This is a genomic window from Arthrobacter pascens, assembly GCF_030816475.1.
Lineage (GTDB): Bacteria > Actinomycetota > Actinomycetes > Actinomycetales > Micrococcaceae > Arthrobacter > Arthrobacter pascens_B.
Genome location: NZ_JAUSXF010000001.1, coordinates 746,877 through 762,961 on the forward strand (window position 1 = coordinate 746,877; position 16,085 = coordinate 762,961).

Annotated in this window: 18 protein-coding genes; 10 read left to right on the top strand and 8 right to left on the bottom strand. The window is 63.4% G+C overall.

Annotated elements, in window-relative coordinates:
• Positions 1–7: 7 nt before the first annotated feature.
• Positions 8–259, bottom strand: coding sequence for a hypothetical protein (locus QFZ40_RS03445; RefSeq protein ID WP_306902861.1), 252 nt, complete (start codon positions 257–259; stop codon positions 8–10).
• Between the two features lie 350 nt (positions 260–609).
• On the opposite strand from QFZ40_RS03445, the gene QFZ40_RS03450 reads away from it, so the two are divergent.
• From QFZ40_RS03450 to QFZ40_RS03465, 4 genes are all read left to right on the top strand, one after another.
• Entirely contained in the window at positions 610–1,071 is a 462-nt protein-coding gene (locus tag QFZ40_RS03450) for a hypothetical protein (RefSeq protein WP_306902862.1), read from the top strand.
• Positions 1,072–1,198: 127 nt separating this feature from the next.
• Positions 1,199–4,726, top strand: coding sequence for a beta strand repeat-containing protein (locus tag QFZ40_RS03455; protein WP_306902863.1), 3,528 nt, complete (start codon positions 1,199–1,201; stop codon positions 4,724–4,726).
• Positions 4,727–4,869: 143 nt separating this feature from the next.
• A complete protein-coding gene (locus QFZ40_RS03460) occupies positions 4,870–5,445 on the top strand; it encodes a TetR/AcrR family transcriptional regulator (RefSeq protein WP_306902865.1) in 576 nt (191 codons plus the stop codon).
• Between the two features lie 229 nt (positions 5,446–5,674).
• Positions 5,675–6,247 carry a DUF4865 family protein gene (locus tag QFZ40_RS03465; protein ID WP_306902866.1) on the top strand — a complete coding sequence of 191 codons (573 nt, stop codon included), beginning with the start codon at positions 5,675–5,677 and terminating at the stop codon, positions 6,245–6,247.
• Between the two features lie 13 nt (positions 6,248–6,260).
• On the opposite strand, the gene QFZ40_RS03470 is transcribed toward QFZ40_RS03465, so the two are convergent.
• Positions 6,261–7,139 (bottom strand): LysR family transcriptional regulator, encoded by an 879-nt coding sequence (locus QFZ40_RS03470; RefSeq protein WP_306902867.1) that lies wholly within the window; start codon positions 7,137–7,139, stop codon positions 6,261–6,263.
• A gap of 97 nt (positions 7,140–7,236) precedes the next feature.
• Here QFZ40_RS03470 and QFZ40_RS03475 point away from each other — a divergent pair, with 97 nt between their 5' ends.
• From QFZ40_RS03475 to QFZ40_RS03485, 3 genes are all read left to right on the top strand, one after another.
• On the top strand, positions 7,237–8,253 hold the full coding sequence (locus tag QFZ40_RS03475; protein WP_306902868.1) for a DMT family transporter: 1,017 nt from the start codon (positions 7,237–7,239) through the stop codon (positions 8,251–8,253).
• Between the two features lie 71 nt (positions 8,254–8,324).
• On the top strand, positions 8,325–8,462 hold the full coding sequence (locus QFZ40_RS03480; RefSeq protein ID WP_306902870.1) for a hypothetical protein: 138 nt from the start codon (positions 8,325–8,327) through the stop codon (positions 8,460–8,462).
• Between the two features lie 155 nt (positions 8,463–8,617).
• On the top strand, positions 8,618–8,890 hold the full coding sequence (locus QFZ40_RS03485; protein WP_373427460.1) for a carboxymuconolactone decarboxylase family protein: 273 nt from the start codon (positions 8,618–8,620) through the stop codon (positions 8,888–8,890).
• 64 nt (positions 8,891–8,954) lie between these two features.
• Here QFZ40_RS03485 and QFZ40_RS03490 read toward each other — a convergent pair whose 3' ends face one another.
• Both QFZ40_RS03490 and QFZ40_RS03495 read right to left on the bottom strand, forming a co-directional pair.
• The gene (locus QFZ40_RS03490) at positions 8,955–9,707 is read right to left on the bottom strand and encodes a phosphotransferase (RefSeq protein ID WP_306902872.1); all 753 of its coding nucleotides are present in this window, start codon (positions 9,705–9,707) and stop codon (positions 8,955–8,957) included.
• A 157-nt stretch (positions 9,708–9,864) separates the two neighbouring features.
• Entirely contained in the window at positions 9,865–10,110 is a 246-nt protein-coding gene (locus tag QFZ40_RS03495; protein ID WP_306902874.1) for a hypothetical protein, read from the bottom strand.
• Between the two features lie 91 nt (positions 10,111–10,201).
• Between QFZ40_RS03495 and QFZ40_RS03500 the strand changes: the two genes are divergently transcribed.
• Positions 10,202–11,197, top strand: coding sequence for an ArsR/SmtB family transcription factor (locus QFZ40_RS03500; RefSeq protein ID WP_306902875.1), 996 nt, complete (start codon positions 10,202–10,204; stop codon positions 11,195–11,197).
• A gap of 12 nt (positions 11,198–11,209) precedes the next feature.
• Here QFZ40_RS03500 and QFZ40_RS03505 read toward each other — a convergent pair whose 3' ends face one another.
• A complete protein-coding gene (locus QFZ40_RS03505; protein WP_306902877.1) occupies positions 11,210–11,422 on the bottom strand; it encodes a hypothetical protein in 213 nt (70 codons plus the stop codon).
• A 125-nt stretch (positions 11,423–11,547) separates the two neighbouring features.
• Here QFZ40_RS03505 and QFZ40_RS03510 point away from each other — a divergent pair, with 125 nt between their 5' ends.
• Positions 11,548–11,970 carry a YkvA family protein gene (locus QFZ40_RS03510; RefSeq protein WP_306902879.1) on the top strand — a complete coding sequence of 141 codons (423 nt, stop codon included), beginning with the start codon at positions 11,548–11,550 and terminating at the stop codon, positions 11,968–11,970.
• A 334-nt stretch (positions 11,971–12,304) separates the two neighbouring features.
• Positions 12,305–12,772: an SRPBCC family protein gene (locus tag QFZ40_RS03515; RefSeq protein ID WP_306902880.1), complete on the top strand. Its 468-nt coding sequence runs from the start codon at positions 12,305–12,307 to the stop codon at positions 12,770–12,772.
• A 45-nt stretch (positions 12,773–12,817) separates the two neighbouring features.
• Here QFZ40_RS03515 and QFZ40_RS03520 read toward each other — a convergent pair whose 3' ends face one another.
• From QFZ40_RS03520 to QFZ40_RS03530, 3 genes are all read right to left on the bottom strand, one after another.
• A complete protein-coding gene (locus tag QFZ40_RS03520) occupies positions 12,818–13,177 on the bottom strand; it encodes an iron chaperone (protein WP_306902882.1) in 360 nt (119 codons plus the stop codon).
• Between the two features lie 167 nt (positions 13,178–13,344).
• The gene (locus QFZ40_RS03525; protein ID WP_306902883.1) at positions 13,345–15,936 is read right to left on the bottom strand and encodes a GH32 C-terminal domain-containing protein; all 2,592 of its coding nucleotides are present in this window, start codon (positions 15,934–15,936) and stop codon (positions 13,345–13,347) included.
• Entirely contained in the window at positions 15,920–16,081 is a 162-nt protein-coding gene (locus QFZ40_RS03530) for a hypothetical protein (RefSeq protein ID WP_306902884.1), read from the bottom strand. The genes QFZ40_RS03525 and QFZ40_RS03530 overlap by 17 nt, the downstream gene beginning before the upstream one ends.
• Between the last annotated feature and the right edge of the window lie 4 nt (positions 16,082–16,085).

Sequence of the window (16,085 nt, forward strand, 5' to 3'; positions counted from 1 at the left end):
ACGGGCTTCAGGCAGGCATCGGCTCCGCGCTGGCGGTGCCGCCGGGGGTCCCTGCGCGCGGCTCGGACACCCGCACGATCACCAGGGCCTCGGGATCGAGCAGCCTGCGGGTCCCTGTCCGCGCGTCCACGATCCAGAACAGATCGAGTTTCGGTACGACGACGGTCACCCGGCCCTGATGGAACAGCTTGCCATTGTGCCACGCCTCGATGTAGTCGCCGGTCTGAAGCTGGACCGCATGTACCCCTTGAGTTTCCATTTCTAAAGCGCCTCCTGCTCGTGGTGTCCCCGTCAGGCCAGCATGCACGGCAGAGGTTGCCGGAGTGTTTCGGCCGAGTGATTTTCGCGTATCACGCTTATTAGACGCCCTCATGACCTGCAAGGAGGGTGCCAGGCTCAAGATTTTCGCGGCCTTTCCACAGCTTTTGCTCAGAATCTGCCTATCTTCTGCTTTTATCTGTGAATTGCCTGCTAAATTCACAGCAGTCCCCCATTCCTGGGCGAGGTACGAGACACATAATTCAGGCCAACCTATTGCTGTGGGGGCGGCAGGCCTGTTTGTTTCGAGCTGCCTCATGGACTTTCGGTCTCAAACCCTCAGGACACAACATGTCAGCGACAAAAATCAGTAGGAAACTCAGCCGTAAGACAGTAGCTGGCCTCACAGCGGCCTTCCTCATCATCGGTAGCGGCGCCTACGCATACTGGACCACCACAAGCGCCGGAACCGGATCTGCTCCCAACGCAGCGTCCAACGGCACGCTCACCCTGACCGCCACATTCGCGAGCGGGCTGACGCCGGGAGCCAGCGTCCCCGTCACCTATACGGCGAGCAACCCCGGAACCTCCAGCCTTCAGGTCGGCACCATCAGCCACGTCGTGAGCACCAGCAATGCCTTGTGCCTGCCGGCCGACTTCACCATCTCCAATGTCGTATCGAACACGACAGTGCCGGCAGGCGCCGTGAACGTCGCCATCGCCGGTTCCGGAACTTTGGGCTTCACTGACACGGCTGTCAACCAGGACGCGTGCAAGAGCGCCACGGTCACCCTGACGCTCAGCGCCAACTAGTCAACGGCGGAGACGGGCCTGTTGGGGGAGGCCCGTCCCCGCTGATAAAGGGTCCAACAGTGGGCCCGGCCTAATCGGAGGGTTTGTGTTCCAGCGCCCAGAGGGAGCGATGGGGGGATTACGCCGCGTGCAACATGCCGTGGCGGTCATTGTCGTTGCCCTCTCCGCACTGCTGGTACCGGGTGTAGAGCCGGCCCTCGCATATTCCACAGGTCCCGTATCGGGCTCCGGCTCCGCCACCACGGGCACGCTGCAGCCTCCCGCGAACGTCTCAGTCCCGGGGAGCAGCACAGGTACCGTCCGCGTGACCTGGACGGCCGCCGTCGGAACACCAAAACCAACCGGTTACTACGTCACCCGCACCAAAGCCGCTGACGGTTCCACCGCGGCAGCGTGCGGAACCAGCAAGACCGCCACCACCACCGGAACTTCATGCGACGACCTCACCGTCCCGGTCGGCACCTACCAGTACACGGTCACGTCGGTTTACCGGACCTGGACCGCGGCAAGCGCGCCGAGCGGGAGCGTGGGGGTCACACCGCCGGGCAGCCCCACAAAGCTCGTGTTCATCACCCAGCCCGGCAACTCCTCAAGCGGAGTTGCGCTGCCCACCCAGCCTGTCGTCGCCGTGACCGACGTCAACGGCAGCATCGTGACCAGCCAGGCAGCCACGCTGGTCACCGTCACAGCCTCGGGTGGCCTCCTCACCGGGTGCTTGCCGGCAAGCACCGTGAACGGGGTGGCGACCTTCTCCGGCTGCACCGTCACCGGTGCCGGCAGCTATACGCTGACGGCTACCTCCGTGCCGCTGACCAGTGGCATCAGCGCACCTTTCACTGTGGCCGGCCCCGCCGCCAAACTCGCGTTCACCACGTCACCCTCGGACGCCAGCGGAGGCGCCGTCTTCGACGCCCAGCCCGCCGTCGCAGTCCAGGACAGTTCCGGCCGGACCGTGACCACCAGCTCCAGCCCGGTGACCTTGAGCATTACAGGTTCCCCTGCCGGTTCGGCCCTGGCGTGCACCAGGAACCCCGTGACGGCCGCGTCCGGAATCGCGGCCTTCGCAGGCTGCAGCGTCAACAAGACCGGAACCTACACCCTGACTGCCACAGGTGCCGGCTTCACAGCGGCCAGCACCAGCTTCACCATCTCCACGGGACCGGCCTCCAGGCTGGCCTTCACCACCCAGCCGTCCGGCTCCACCGGCAGCACACCGTTCGCCACCCAGCCTGCCGTCAGTGTCCAGGACGACGGCGGGAACACTGTTACGACGTCGGCAGCCACCATTGACCTGACGCTCACCGGCGGCTCGGGTGCGGTCCTGAGCTGCAGCGCCTTCGCCGTGCCGGCTGTGAATGGCGTGGCCGCATTCACGGGCTGCAGTATCGACAAAACCGGCACCTACACACTGACTGCCACCTCCGCAGGGCTCCTCTTCACCGTCAGCAGCCCCACCGTGATCGCAGCGGGCGCGGCAACCAAACTGGGGTTCACGGTTCAGCCTTCGGGCTCTACCGGCGGCATCGCGTTCCTTACCCAGCCTTCGGTGGCCATCCAGGACGCGGGTGGCAACACCACCTCGAGCACCGCTCCTGTCACCCTAAGCATCACCGGCGCGCCTGCCGGTGCAGTCCTGAGCTGCGCCGCCAACCCCGTCACGGCCGCCGCCGGGACCGCAGCCTTCTCGGGATGCAGCATCAACAAGGCCGGAACGTACACGCTGACCGCCACGGGAGCGGGCTTCACCGCCACCAGCCTGAACTTCACAGTGTTCGTCGGGCCGGCAACGAAACTGGGCTTCACGACCAACCCCACCAGCTCCACCGGCGGCATTGCCTTCCCCGCCCAGCCGGTGGTGGCTGTCCAGGATGCAGGCGGCAACACCGTTACCAGCAGCTCTGCACCTGTCACCCTGACCATCACCACTCCGGGCGGCGCCGCACTGACGTGCACCACGAACCCCGTCACGGCCACCGCGGGTGTCAGCGCGTTTTCCGGCTGCAGCATCAACAGGCCGGGTACCTACACACTGACCGCGGCGAGCAGCTCCCTCACCAGCGCCGTCAGCACCACCATCACGATCACCATCGGCCCCGCGGCTAAACTCGGGTTCACCACATCGCCTACGGACACTTCGGTGAACGCAGTCTTCAGTGTCCAGCCCGTGGTGGCAGTGCAGGACGCCGGCGGCAACACCATCACCGGCAGCTCCGCCGCGATCACGCTGAAAATCACTGCGCCCACCGGCGGGGCCAACCTCAACTGCACCAGCAACCCCAAAACCGCGTCCGCCGGCGTCGCATCCTTCTCCGGCTGCAAGATCAGCAAAACGGGAACCCGGACCCTGACAGCCACCTCGGGAACGCTCGCCGCCGGTATCAGCGCCAGCTTCAACATCACCGGCGGCACCGCGGCCAAGCTCGCTTTCACCACGGGCCCCACGGACTCAACCGGCGGCATTGCCTTCCCGACGCAGCCTGTGGTGGCGATCCAGGATGCCAACGGCAACACCACGTCCAGCACGGCAGCCGTCACGCTGAGCATCACGGGTTCCCCGTCCGGTGCTGTCCTCAGCTGCACGGCGAACCCCAAGAATGCCGTCTCGGGGGTGGCAACATTTGCCGGCTGCAGCATCAACAAACCAGGAACGTACACCCTGACGGCCACCTCCGGGTCGCTTGCCGCAGCCGCCAGCACCACCTTCACCATCACCGTCGGCCCTGCGGCGAAACTCGGTTTCACCACCCAGCCGTCCGGCGCCACCTACAACACTGCTCTCGGCACCCAGCCCGCGGTGGCTATCCAGGACGCGGGCGGGAACACCATTGCCGGGAGCACTGCGCCAGTCACCTTGACTATCACCACACCCTCCGGAGCAGTCCTGACCTGTGCACAGAACCCGGTCAGCGCCGCTTCCGGGATCGCCGGTTTCACAGGCTGCAGTATCGATAAAGCCGGCACCTATACCCTCACGGCGGCCTCCACGGGGCTGACCCCAGCGACGAGCACCCCGCTGGTCATCGCGGGAGGAACAGCCACTAAGCTCGCCTTCACCACCAGCCCGGCGAGCTCCACCGGCGGGACAGCCTTCCCCACCCAGCCGGTGGTCACCATCCAGGACGAGGCCGGCAACACCAGCGCCAGCACCGCCCCGGTCACGCTCAGCATCACCGGTTCCCCGTCGGGCGCCGTCCTGACGTGCACCGCCAACCCCAAAACGGCGACGGCGGGAGTCGCCTCGTTTGCAGGCTGCGCAGTGAATAAGACGGGGACCTACACCCTTACCGCGACGTCGGGAACACTCACCACTGCGGCAAGCACAAGCTTCACCATCTCGGTGGGCCCGGCCGCGAAGCTCGCCTTCACCACACAGCCATCCGGCGGCTCCGTCAACACCGCATTCACCACGCAGCCCGTGGTGACCGTCCAGGATGCCGGGGGCAACACGGTCATTACCAGTACGGCACCGGTCACGCTTGCCATCAACGAGCAGCAGGGCAATCCCACTCTCACCTGTACGCAGAACCCCAAGTCCGCCGTCTCCGGGGTCAGCGCCTTCAGCGGCTGCAAGCTCAGCAAATCAGGAACCCGCACCTTCACCGCAACCTCGAACGGACTCACCTCAGCGGTCAGCGATCCATTCCCGGTCAACTGACTCCGGGGCGGGCCGCGAGGAGGATCAAATGCTAATTGGCCCGCTGCAGGGGGCGCATCACCCTGTCGAAGACCCGCAGAGCGAACCTGGAGCGATCGCACCTCCATTTCCCCCACATGTCTGTAACTACTAGTATGTACAACATGACCGAAAACAGTAGAACTCGTCTTGTCGAGTCGACACGAGAGCTGTTGTGGGATCGCGGATACTCGGCGACAAGCCCGCGCGCGATTCTCGATGCGGCCGGGGTTGGGCAAGGCAGTATGTATCACCACTTCCATGGCAAGGAAGATCTCGCTCGGGCAGCCATGCAGCGTAACGCAGAGGAGATGCGCATTCAGGTGGATGCTGATCTCGCGGGACCGGGGACGGCAGTCGACAAGATTACCGGGTACTTGCACCGAGAGCGTGACGTCCTGCGAGGTTGCCGGTTCGGCAAGCTTGCCCAAGACGCCGAGGTTGAGGCATCCGCAGCATTGCACACGCTGGTGTCCGAGATGTTTTCGTGGCTACAGATGCGCCTCACCGAGGTCATTGAACAGGGGCAAATCGACGGTGAGTTATCTGCGGAGGTCAACGCCACAAGTGTTGCCGCGATGATCGCGGCAACACTTCAGGGCGGCTACGTGCTCGCCCGCGCCGCCCAGGACACAGCAGCATTTGACCTCGCCATTGAGGGCGCGCTCGAGTTGCTCCGCGCAATAGCCACGCCGCGTTGATCGTGACGGGGCGGCCCGCACCGTCACCCCCGGCACCTGAATCAGTGGCCGCGGGCGCAGCGTGGGTCCAATCAATCGCTCGACCGGAGCACCCGTCCCGCCTCGTCGTCGAGAACATCACGTACGCTCCCGGCTCCCACACGATTCGGCACTCACACCCGTACGGGCAGCTCCCCATCGTCCCAGGAACATACCCACCGAGCCCGTCACAGCAGAAGGAATGTCAACCATGATTGCAACCCAATACGAAATCGCACTGCCGACCGACTACGACATGGGGATCATCCGCCAGCGAGTTGCCGACCGCGGCCACTCCCTAGACGCCCGCCCCGGACTCGGCCTCAAGGCGTACCTCATCCGCGATGTGGCGGGCGGCGCTTCAGCGAACGCTTATGCACCTTTCTATCTCTGGACTGAGCCCGGCGCTCTTGCTGCACTGCACTGGGGAGGCCAGGGATTCAGCGGAATCGTGAGCGACTTCGGCCGGCCCGTCGTGCAGACATGGATCGGAGGAGCCTTCTACCGGGGATCAAGCTATGAGCTCGCGCCCACCTTCGCAACGAAAACCCTGGTGACCTTGAGCGATGAGGAGGATCCGAAAGACGAGGCTAAGAGGCTCCAAGAGCTCGCACATTCAAGGTCCGCCGACGATGACACTCACAGTGTCACCTGGGCAATCGATCCGACGTCATGGCAGGGGGTCATTTTCCGCCTCAGCACATCACGCCCTGACCCTTCCACATTGGCCACGATCTACGAAGTGCTGCACCTTTCAACTCCCGAAATCGCCCAGCTTGCGTAGAACCCCCTACGGATCAGATATTGGATCCCGTGCGTTCGGCGATCTCCCGCATACGTTCAACACCAGGGTGCCACGGCCGCGTCGAGGGGCCAGAGAAAACAAGAGTGCGCTCGAGTCGCGGCTCGAGTTCGACCATAACTAGTTTCTCGTCGAGCATCGAGCGCGCCAGCGAGGGCATGATAGCGACGCCGAGACCCGCCTCAACCATGCCCAGCAGTGTGCTGGTCTCGTGCACACGCTGCGCCGGCGCATACGGAGATCCCGTCATCTCGTGCAGTTCCATGATCTGGAGTTCACAGCCGCTGGTTGAGACCAACAGCGGGTCCTCGAGAAGGTCATTGAGGGCGATGCGCTTGACCCTGGCAAGAGGGTGGTCAGCCCGGATAACGGCACAGAAGTCGTCACGGGCCAGGACAACTCCCCGATCGGGAACCGGATCCGGGTCAACTAGTACGGCAGCATCGACTGCTCCGGTGGCGAGCCAAACGTCGAGTTCATTGTCGCCGCCTTCAAAGAGACGGATATCAAGACCAGGCAATTCCGCGCGCCATTGGCGCAGAAGTCCAGGGACGAGCCGATGGGACACAGTTACCCCGGCCGCGAGGCGAACAGTTCCCGTCGCAGCGCGACCGTGGTGCAAATCCACGGTCGCTTCAAGGGAGCGAACGCTGGCGAGGACACTGCGTGCATGAGTGAGAACCGTATCACCGAGAGGCGTTGCTGCGATCTCAGGAGAGCGCAGTACCAAAGGCGCACCCGTGGACTGTTCCAAAGCTGCGAGTGCATGCGAAACAGCCGACTGGCACATCCGCAGGTGATCCGCAGCGGCACCAAATCCGCCCTGCTCCAGCACGGCAACGAGGACTTCCAGCTGCCGAATCGTTACCGCCATAAATCGATTTCGTGCATGAGCGCATGCGTTGATTTCGTTTGATTCATAACGCCAGCCTAGTCGAGACTGAAGTGGACAGTCTAAGCAGGATGGCGCAATGGGCAGGGGCAGAGTGCGAGATAAGAAGGGTTTTGCGCTTGGCGCCCAGTACCTGGGCGCCGCGGCTGTGTGGGGAGCAAGCTTCCTGTTCATCAAGGTTGCTGTCGGCGGGCTGTCACCGTCCCAGGTGGTCCTTGGCCGGCTTTTCTTCGGTGCGGTGGTTCTGGCGGCTGTCATGATCGTCACCCGCCGGCGCTGGCCCCGCGGGTTGCGTGTATGGGGTCATCTCACGGCGATCGGAGCGATCATGTGCGTCGTTCCATTCCTTCTGTTCTCCTGGGCCGCCCAATATCTGCCTGCAGGGCTATCCAGCATTTTCAACGCGACCACACCGATCGCGACCATGATCGTGGCGTTGGCAATCCTTCCCGATGAGCGCTTGACCAAAATCAAGACCGCCGGCATCTTCGTCGCGGCGGCCGGTGTCGTCCTCGTCGCCGCACCATGGAACGCCATGGCTGACACTGCAAGTGCCATGTTCCTCTGGGCGCAGCTGGCCTGCCTTGGCGGAACCGCGTGCTATGGACTGGGTTTTAGTTACACCAAACGGTTCATTCGCGGCTATGACTACGACGCCGTGACGGTTTCCGCCTCACAGATCGGTGCAGGAGCGATTATCATTCTGATGCTCACACCCTTCATCGGAACCGGAACGATCACGTTGACCCCGGCAATTGCCGGGAGCGTGCTCGTCCTCGGCGGCATCGGAACAGGCATCGCGTACGTCTGGTACACCAACGTCATCAATGCGTGGGGAGCAACCGTCGCGTCCACAGTCACCTACCTCACGCCGATCGGCGGCGTGTTGCTCGGTGTCCTGCTTCTTGGCGAGACAGTCCACTGGAATCAAATCATTGGCGGAACCATCGTGATCCTCGGCATCCTCGTAGGCCAGGGGCGGATCCGTCCACCGAACCGTCAGAATCGGAATAACGACGACAAGTCCTCCGCCCGGGTAGGAATAGTCGTTCCGAACTCCGGTCCGCAGCCCGCCGAACCTTCATCGGGCGGGTGAGGAGTTCCGCTAGCCGATCCCCTTGCCGGAATCACTCGTCTTGCCGTCGAAGAGCGCCTTGGTGATTGACCTTGACTTGGCTACGCGACCATGCCGAGGTACTTGCCGCCCACATCAGCGCCCTCCAACAGAATGCACTCGCCCTGGACGACAAGATCACCCACTACGAGCAGCAGCTGAATTCAGAGAAGAAAGTAGACCGACGATGACCATCGACAACACCCCAACCAATACGGCTCACCCTCGGGAGGAGTCCTTCGAACGGGGGATGGAAGCCCTGACCGCCAGCGACGGCGCCGCCGGCCAGAAAAGTCATCGACTCCCTGGCCGATATCTCACCTGAACTCGGGCATCAGGTCGTCGCCTGGGCCTTCGGGGAGGTCTACGTTCGACCCGAATTGCCCCTCGCGACCGCCAACTAGTCACACTCGGCATGTTGACCGCTCTGGGCGGCTGCGAACCCCAGCTCGATGTCCACATCAACGCAGCCCTCAACGTCGGTCTCACCACGGACGAGATCGTCGAAGCGCTCCTGCACTCCGCGGTCTACTGCGGCATGCCCAAAGCCGTGAACGCCACCTTCATCGCCAAAAAGGTCTTCGGCGAACGCGGCTTGCTCAAAGACCAGGCCGCCTAGCTTCTCCGACCCGTCGTTACCGGGGTGAAGGCAAGTGCGCCTCAGCTGTCCACAAGCCGAAGGGCTAAGGGGCTGCCCGGACCGAATCGGCCCAAAGTGACTCGTTGTCCTTCACGAACTGCGTAACGTTGTGCCAGTGGTCACCATGGCCGGTCGTGAACATCGTCCCCCACGGTTCGACTCCCGTGACATGCGAATTCTTGAGGAGTTCGTACATGGCAGTTGTCCGTTGCCACATAGTGACGGGGAGCGCTGCCCGGAGCTCGTCGTCGGCACCATATCCATCAATGAAGGATGCCAGTGCCCGCGCCGCCTCAAGTGGGTTCGCCGATGCGTCGTTCAGCGTGAATGCCTGTGCGGCGTACGCGAGATCCCATAGCCGCGTGCTCGGCGCGGCGCCGTCCCAGTCGATGAATACCCATCGGTCTCCGATGAGGAGATTCCACGGGGCCAGGTCGTTATGGCAGATCAGCTCGCCCCCGGGGGCCGGAATGTGTGTGACCCACGTTGAGCCGGAGTCTGGCTCGTAGGCTGCACTCGCGTCGTGAATCGCGCGCACCAGGTGGCCGACCCGGGACAGCTCGGAGAGTGACAACGGGCGCGAGTTCATGGCAAGGCGGCCGGGGACAAACTCTGTCACTTGTCGCCCCTGGACGTCTTGCCCATGGACGGCAGGCACATCAACGCCGGCACCGCGCATAGCCCTCATATACGCGAGCACACTCGGTGTAGCAGCCGTCCACGGTTTGCGTACCGTCGAGCCGACGCGCACCACACCATCGGTGGCGTTGCCGCCAGTCAGGAGGATTTCTTCCATCCCACAAACCTAGCGCTCACACACCCCTGCACTCCGAAGACCACTTCTCGGCCGACGATCATAGCTAAGAGATCATCTAGAGTTCCGTGGCACTTCGCCAACTCAGATAGGTTGTAGAACGTACTGGTGGTCTCAAGGTAGTTGATCACTGGAGCGCTCAGAAGTAACGGATGTCCCCGCCGAGCCGGTGGAGTTCCATCAGGCCGTGTTCGCGCCGCTCCCGGAACCGGGCATCCCTGAGGGCTTCACTGCGAAGTATGGAGATGAGCGAGGCCCCGATCTTCCGCAGGAGTGTGGCACTGGGGCCGGAGACACCCGAGGCGAGGCGGCTCCGTGATCGGACCGGGGTGGCGGACCGGTTGCCAGCAGAAACGAGGGGCGCGGTGCGGGAGTGTGTGCTCATGTACCCAGCGTGAGCCGTTCGGGGGATGCCCGCCACGATTCGGTCCAGCCCGAATCGTGGAGCATTCTGGCCAGGAGAATACAGTGATGAGATGCACATCGCGCTCGGCGTCGAGGACCTTACCAAGGTCCGTTTCCAGGTCTCACCCCTCTGGGAGACCGTCACCAGCATCAAAGCGCTGCAGAAGGGGACGCCTGTCCATCGCCCCTGGATCGAGATGGTGAAGGAGCGCATCGCCGCATCTACGGACCCTCGGGCGCAGGAGCACCTCACTGTCCTTACCGCGCTTGTGCTGCCGACCGGATATATCGCCGACTCGCTCACCCCAACGCAGCAACGGCAGGACAGCTTCGCAGAGTCGTTAGAGGCCATCCGGGCCGTTCCGAGGGAATTCTGGGAGCGTGATCTCCATCATCTGGCGGACCTCACGGCCGGGAGGCCGTCCCACCGCACCATCTACGAACTCCTGAGCGACATCGACGCCGCAATCTCCCGGATCCTCGCGGCCCTCGAATGGTACTGGGCCGCCGCCGTCGAGCCTTTCTGGCCGCGGCTGAGGTCGGTGCTGCTGGCCGACATCGATACCCGGCTGGAACAGCTGGCCCGGGACGGCATCCAGGAGGTCTTCAAGACCCTGCATCCCAGCGTGCGACCCACCAGCACGGGCCTGGAGATCATGCGGGGGTGCTGCTACTCCGCGAGCAGTATCCCGGACCCCGGTAGGGGCCTTGTGCTCGTCCCGAACGTCTTCGTCTGGCCGGACACCCTGGTTTTGAATGTACAACCCTTCGTTCCCACCATCACCTACGCCCCCCGCGGCGTCGGGCGACTCTGGGAGACTGTGCGGGAAACCTCGGAATCCCCGGTCTCGGCGCTGTTGGGGCGTACGCGCGCTCAGATCCTCGCCCAGCTGGACGTCCCGATGACGACGACTCAGCTGGCCTGTGCCCTGGACCTCGCGGCCGGGACCGTGAGCGGTCATCTCAGGGTGCTCTCGGGGAGCGGCCTCGCGGAGTCGTTGCGCTCCGGTCGTGAGGTCTTCTACCGGCGGGGCGAACTGGGTGAAGCCCTGCTCTCGCGGGCCTGATTCGTGGCGGCCTTAGTCGGCGCGGGCCGGGAGCGCCGAGACGGCGCCCCCGGATTTCGATGAGTTCTGGCTGCTGACCTCCGACACCACCTCGCCGTTGGGATCGTAAAGGAGATAGGGTTCGTACGGACCGGGTCCCTGTCCAACGCGGCCAACCCCGGAAAGCTCAACAGACCCATCGCGCTGCCCTCGCCGACGATCGAAATCTGACCATTGCTCTGACATCCGAGATCACCATTGGCGGCTGCAGCGGAGACAGCCCTGCTTCCGTGCCTACAGCCAACAAGGCCGGAGATGCCGACGGCGGGCGGACACTAAGTGCAGATAACTAACCAAGAAGGGGTTCTCGAATGAACTGGTGGGACGCGATGATCGCGATCATTGGCGGGCTGGTCCTCATCTACGCCGTCCTGCTGGTCCTCCTGGTGCTCTACGCCCGTAAGCACCCGGAGACCGTAGGCATGAGGGATGCCCTCCGCCTGCTGCCTGACCTTTTGACCCTCTTGCGCAGGCTGACCGCGGACCGGTCGCTCCCAAAGGGAATCCGGGTCAGGCTGGTCCTGCTGCTGCTCTATCTTGCCTCTCCTTTTGATCTGGTCCCGGACTTCATCCCGGTGATCGGGTATGCCGACGACGCCATCATCGTGGCGCTGGTTCTTCGTGCCGTCATCCGCAAGGCAGGCCACGGTCCGTTGGAGCGGCACTGGCCCGGTACGCCTGCCGGACTCACCCTGGTCCGACGCCTTGCCGGCGTGTCCGCCAACCAGGGTTGACCTGCAATTCGTCGACAACGTGACCTTTCCGCAGGTCAAGCGGCCACGTTCTTGAGCCGAACTTGATCCTTGGCCAGCAACGTCTTGAGGCCCTCGTGCAAATATTGCGTGGATCACGGCGAAAGAGTGGAGGACTATCTCTCCGCTCCGGACCAGATCGCCGCAACCCGTCCTTCGCTAGGGATTGACGGGCAGCGGTTTCAGGTGGCACCAAGCAGCTCGGTGCCGGGCCGGTGTGTTGGGGGCGGGAGCATGACAGGCTGCCGATCCATAGGCCCGGGGTGTCATGCGGGGCCTCTGCCGCCCCTCCGGAGTATGGACCTATGATGGCCCCATGGCCGCATACGAAGTTACGCGCTCAGCCCTGATTCCCGCCGCTGCGGAGGAGATATTCCCGCTGGTCAACAACTTTCACGAGTGGACCAAATGGTCCCCCTGGGAGACGGTGGATCCGGCAATGGAACGAAGCTACGCGGGCAGCGAAGCCGGAGTGGGGGCACGTTACTCGTGGAGCGGCAACCGCAAGGCAGGCAGCGGCACCATGGAAATAGTCAGCACATCAGAGCCCAGGGATATCAGTATCCGGCTCGAATTCACTAAGCCTTTCAAATCCGTGAACCCGACCAGCTTCACCTTTGCCCCCGAAGGCGGCGGTACCAGGGTCACGTGGACCATGACTGGGGAGAACAAGGGAATCGGAAAAGTCTTCGCCCTTTTCATGAACATGGACAAGATGGTGGGACAGGATTTCGAAAAGGGACTGGCCTCGCTGTCTCAGGCCGTGGCTGACCGCAAGCGCTAGCGTTGAACGGCGCGACGGAACTAGCGGTTTGGAGGGAGCTAGCGGCTACTTAGGGCTGCGTCTGTCTAGGCCAAGCTGTCCGGCGACCTTAGCGATGATGCCGTACGGAACCGGCTTGTTCAGCGGGAACTTCAGGGTGCCTTGCCCCGATAGGTACGGAGCCATTTCAGCCGCGAGGTCTTGATCGCCGTGCGGAACGGGGTACACAGACACGTGGTGCTTCCAAGCAGCGAAGTACACGATGTAGTGGCCGTCCAGCGTAATCGTTGGGATGCCGTAACTGATAATCTCGCCAGCATCAGGAAGCGTCTCGTGGATGCAGTTCCGAATCTCCTGAAGAACGGGCTGAACCTCTGCAGGCCGGGAGGCGATGTACTCGTCTATGGTTGCGCGCTGTTCGGCCATCGAAATCCCCCTTCCTAGCGGTCCAGCGGAGTCTCACTATCATCCGTCAGGGTGGAGAGCCGCGCCAGCACGGCGGCCGCGTGCGGTTGAGAGCGCGCACGGCCCCAGCCGCAACCGAGGGCTGGAGCCGGGCCGTGCTGCTTACCTGTCTAAGGCCGGGAAGCGGCTCAGCCTCCCCACATGGCCCGGTTGAGGGGCGTCACTGTCATGCTTTCGAGCCGGGCGGTTCCTCCTTCGGAGAAGACAGAGATGTCGGTCGCGCCGGCAGTGGGAAAGACCTGGTCCGTGATGGTCGTCAGGCCGTCCTGGGCGAAGAGCTCCACGGATGCGCGGTCCACGTACAGGCGCAGGCGGATCCTGCCATTGATCAATTCGACCCGCGCATCCTCCACTGAGCTGAAGGCCGGGTGGAAGCCCTCATTGCCGGAGTTGGTCCTGTCGATGGAGAGCCGCTGAGTGGCCGTGGCGTAGCCGATCCTGGTTGATTCGGTGGCGTTTCCAAGCACTTTCAGGCCAAACGAGGACGCCGTGCCGGGGGAGAATTCGGCGTCAATCTGCACCACGTCCCCCGTCACCGGGAGTGTCGTTGTTCCGGGCGCGATGTCCTGGGCCGCCGCCGTGTACGTCGCGGCTGTGTTCTTCAGCGTGTCCGCTTGGGACACCACCTGCTGCCGCAAGCGCGGGCCGGCGGGGGTCTGGGTGAGGACAACTTCACGCGGCAGGGCCATGGTCCCGCGCCAGGTGGTAGTGGGGGTGTTCTGGCCGTAATCCCAGTTGTTCATCCAGCCCAGCATGATGCGTTTGCCGCCGGGAGCGTTGTTGAAGGACACTGTGGCGTAGTAGTCCCTGCCCCAGTCCAGCCAGTCGTGCGGCTCAAGGCGGGATGTGTCCGAGGAGACGAACTCATCCGCCAGGATGTGCCCCCATCCGCCGCGGTTGTTGTCCACGATCCTGATAGTGGCCTGGCTGCCCTTGAAGGCGCTGACATCCCAGGCGGTCCATGCCAATCGTTCGGAATTGGCGCCGGATGCCGTTCGGACTGTTTGACCGTTGACCACCAGGTTCACTGTGGTTTCGCTGCTGCGGGCCTTGGCCGGTTCCGAACCGAGGACCATGTTGTCCAGGGTCAGATGCCCCCACGGGCCTGTTGCGTTGTCCACGATTCTGATGCGGGCGATCTGCCCGTACCAAGGGGATACGTCCCAGTTCTTCCAGTTCAGGTCTCCCGAGGTGGTGCCGCTTGTCTTGCGGACAGGTACGCCGCCCACCAGCAGCTCAACTTGGAGTTGGTCGTCGGGGCGGCTGCCGCCGCCCAGAAGGAAGCCGATGTTGGTGTTGGTCAGGTAGAACTCCGGGGATGTGATGGTGCCGACGTTGTTGTCCTGGTTCGGGCCGCCTTCGAAGGTGTTGATCCGTTTCCCGATGGCGAATTCACCGCCCGACGTCGAGGGGTTGAGTGCCGCCTGGAAGTCGCCGGTGAGCTGCCAGCCGGCCTGGGTGAGCGTTCCGGGGTAGTCGAAGCCGTCGAACAGCAGGTAACCGGGAGGAGCCTGGTTCCCCGACTGCTTTCCGGGTTCCTGCGGATGCATCCCGCCGCCGACCAGGAAGTTGAGGTAGTCCTTGTCCACGGTGAAGGGGGCTGATTCCATGGTGCCCACGGGAGCGTCTCCGCCGTGGAAGCCGTTCACTAGCCCGGCTCCGATGCTCCCCGCCATCGCCTGTTGGCCTGAAAGGGTTCCAGAGGCCGGGGCGCTTCCCCAGGGGCCGGAACTGTTCGACGGATCGTTCTGGACGTTCCAGCCGCTGTAGTTGCCGCCGTTGAAGCCGGCCAGGACGTTGCCGGGTGGAAGCTGGTCGGCGGGATCGATGTTCTCCGCGTTGAATATTGTGCCGTTGAAGGTTCCGACGAAGTATTGTCCGCCGCTGCCCCCAGCCACGGCGCCGGGGTTGATGTTCACGGCCAGGACCCACTTGACGTTATCGGGGTTCCCATCGACGGCCAGGGGGAACAGGTCAGGGCACTCCCACTGCCCGCCTATGGCATTTGCCGGGCCGAAGTCGGAGAGGTAGTTCCAGTCCTTCAGGTTGGTGCTTTTGTACAAGAGGACCCGGCGCTCGTCGGCTTCGACGGCGGCCATCACCCAGTAGTCGGCTCCGGACGGATTGTCGTACCAGAAGACCTTGGGGTCACGGAAGCTGGAGGTGTTCCGGTTGAGAACCGGGTTGCTGCCATACTTGGTCCAGTTTTGCCCGTCGTCGACGCTGTATGCCAGCGATTGTGCCTGTTTGCCGGCAAGGGTCGGGTGGTCGCCTGTGTAATTGCTCGTATAAATGGCTACCAGGGGCGGGTTCTGGACGGTCCCGAACCCGGTGGTGTTCAGGGTGTCCACCACCACGGATCCGGAGAAGATTTCTTCGATGACATGCTCGTTTTCGCCGCGGCCGCGGGGGATGGCGAGCGGTTGTTCGTCCCAGTGGATGAGGTCAGTCGAGGAGGCGTGGCCCCAACTCATGTTCCCCCACAGTGTTCCCTCGGGGTTGTACTGGTAGAACATGTGGTACTTGCCGTTGTGGTAGACGAGCCCGTTGGGGTCATTCATCCAGTTGGCCTTCGGCGTGTAATGAAGATAGGGCCGGTATTGCTGCGTAGCCGGATCGGGGTCGGTGGCCCGGGCAGCATTTGTGGCGATGGCGAACGACGCGGCGGTAAGGGCCACCACCGTCCCGAGTGATAGCAATGCTTTAGTGCGTCTGGTCATCGTTGACAGACCTTTCAAGAGTGCTTGCCGTTGAGTACATCGAAGGTGCCGTACAGGGAACGACGACGGCGGACAGCACCGTGAGGCGGCGTCCGCCGTCGTCGTTATTCGTCGTTGCTAGTGCCGCGATGCGGCAGGTTGTCATGGCG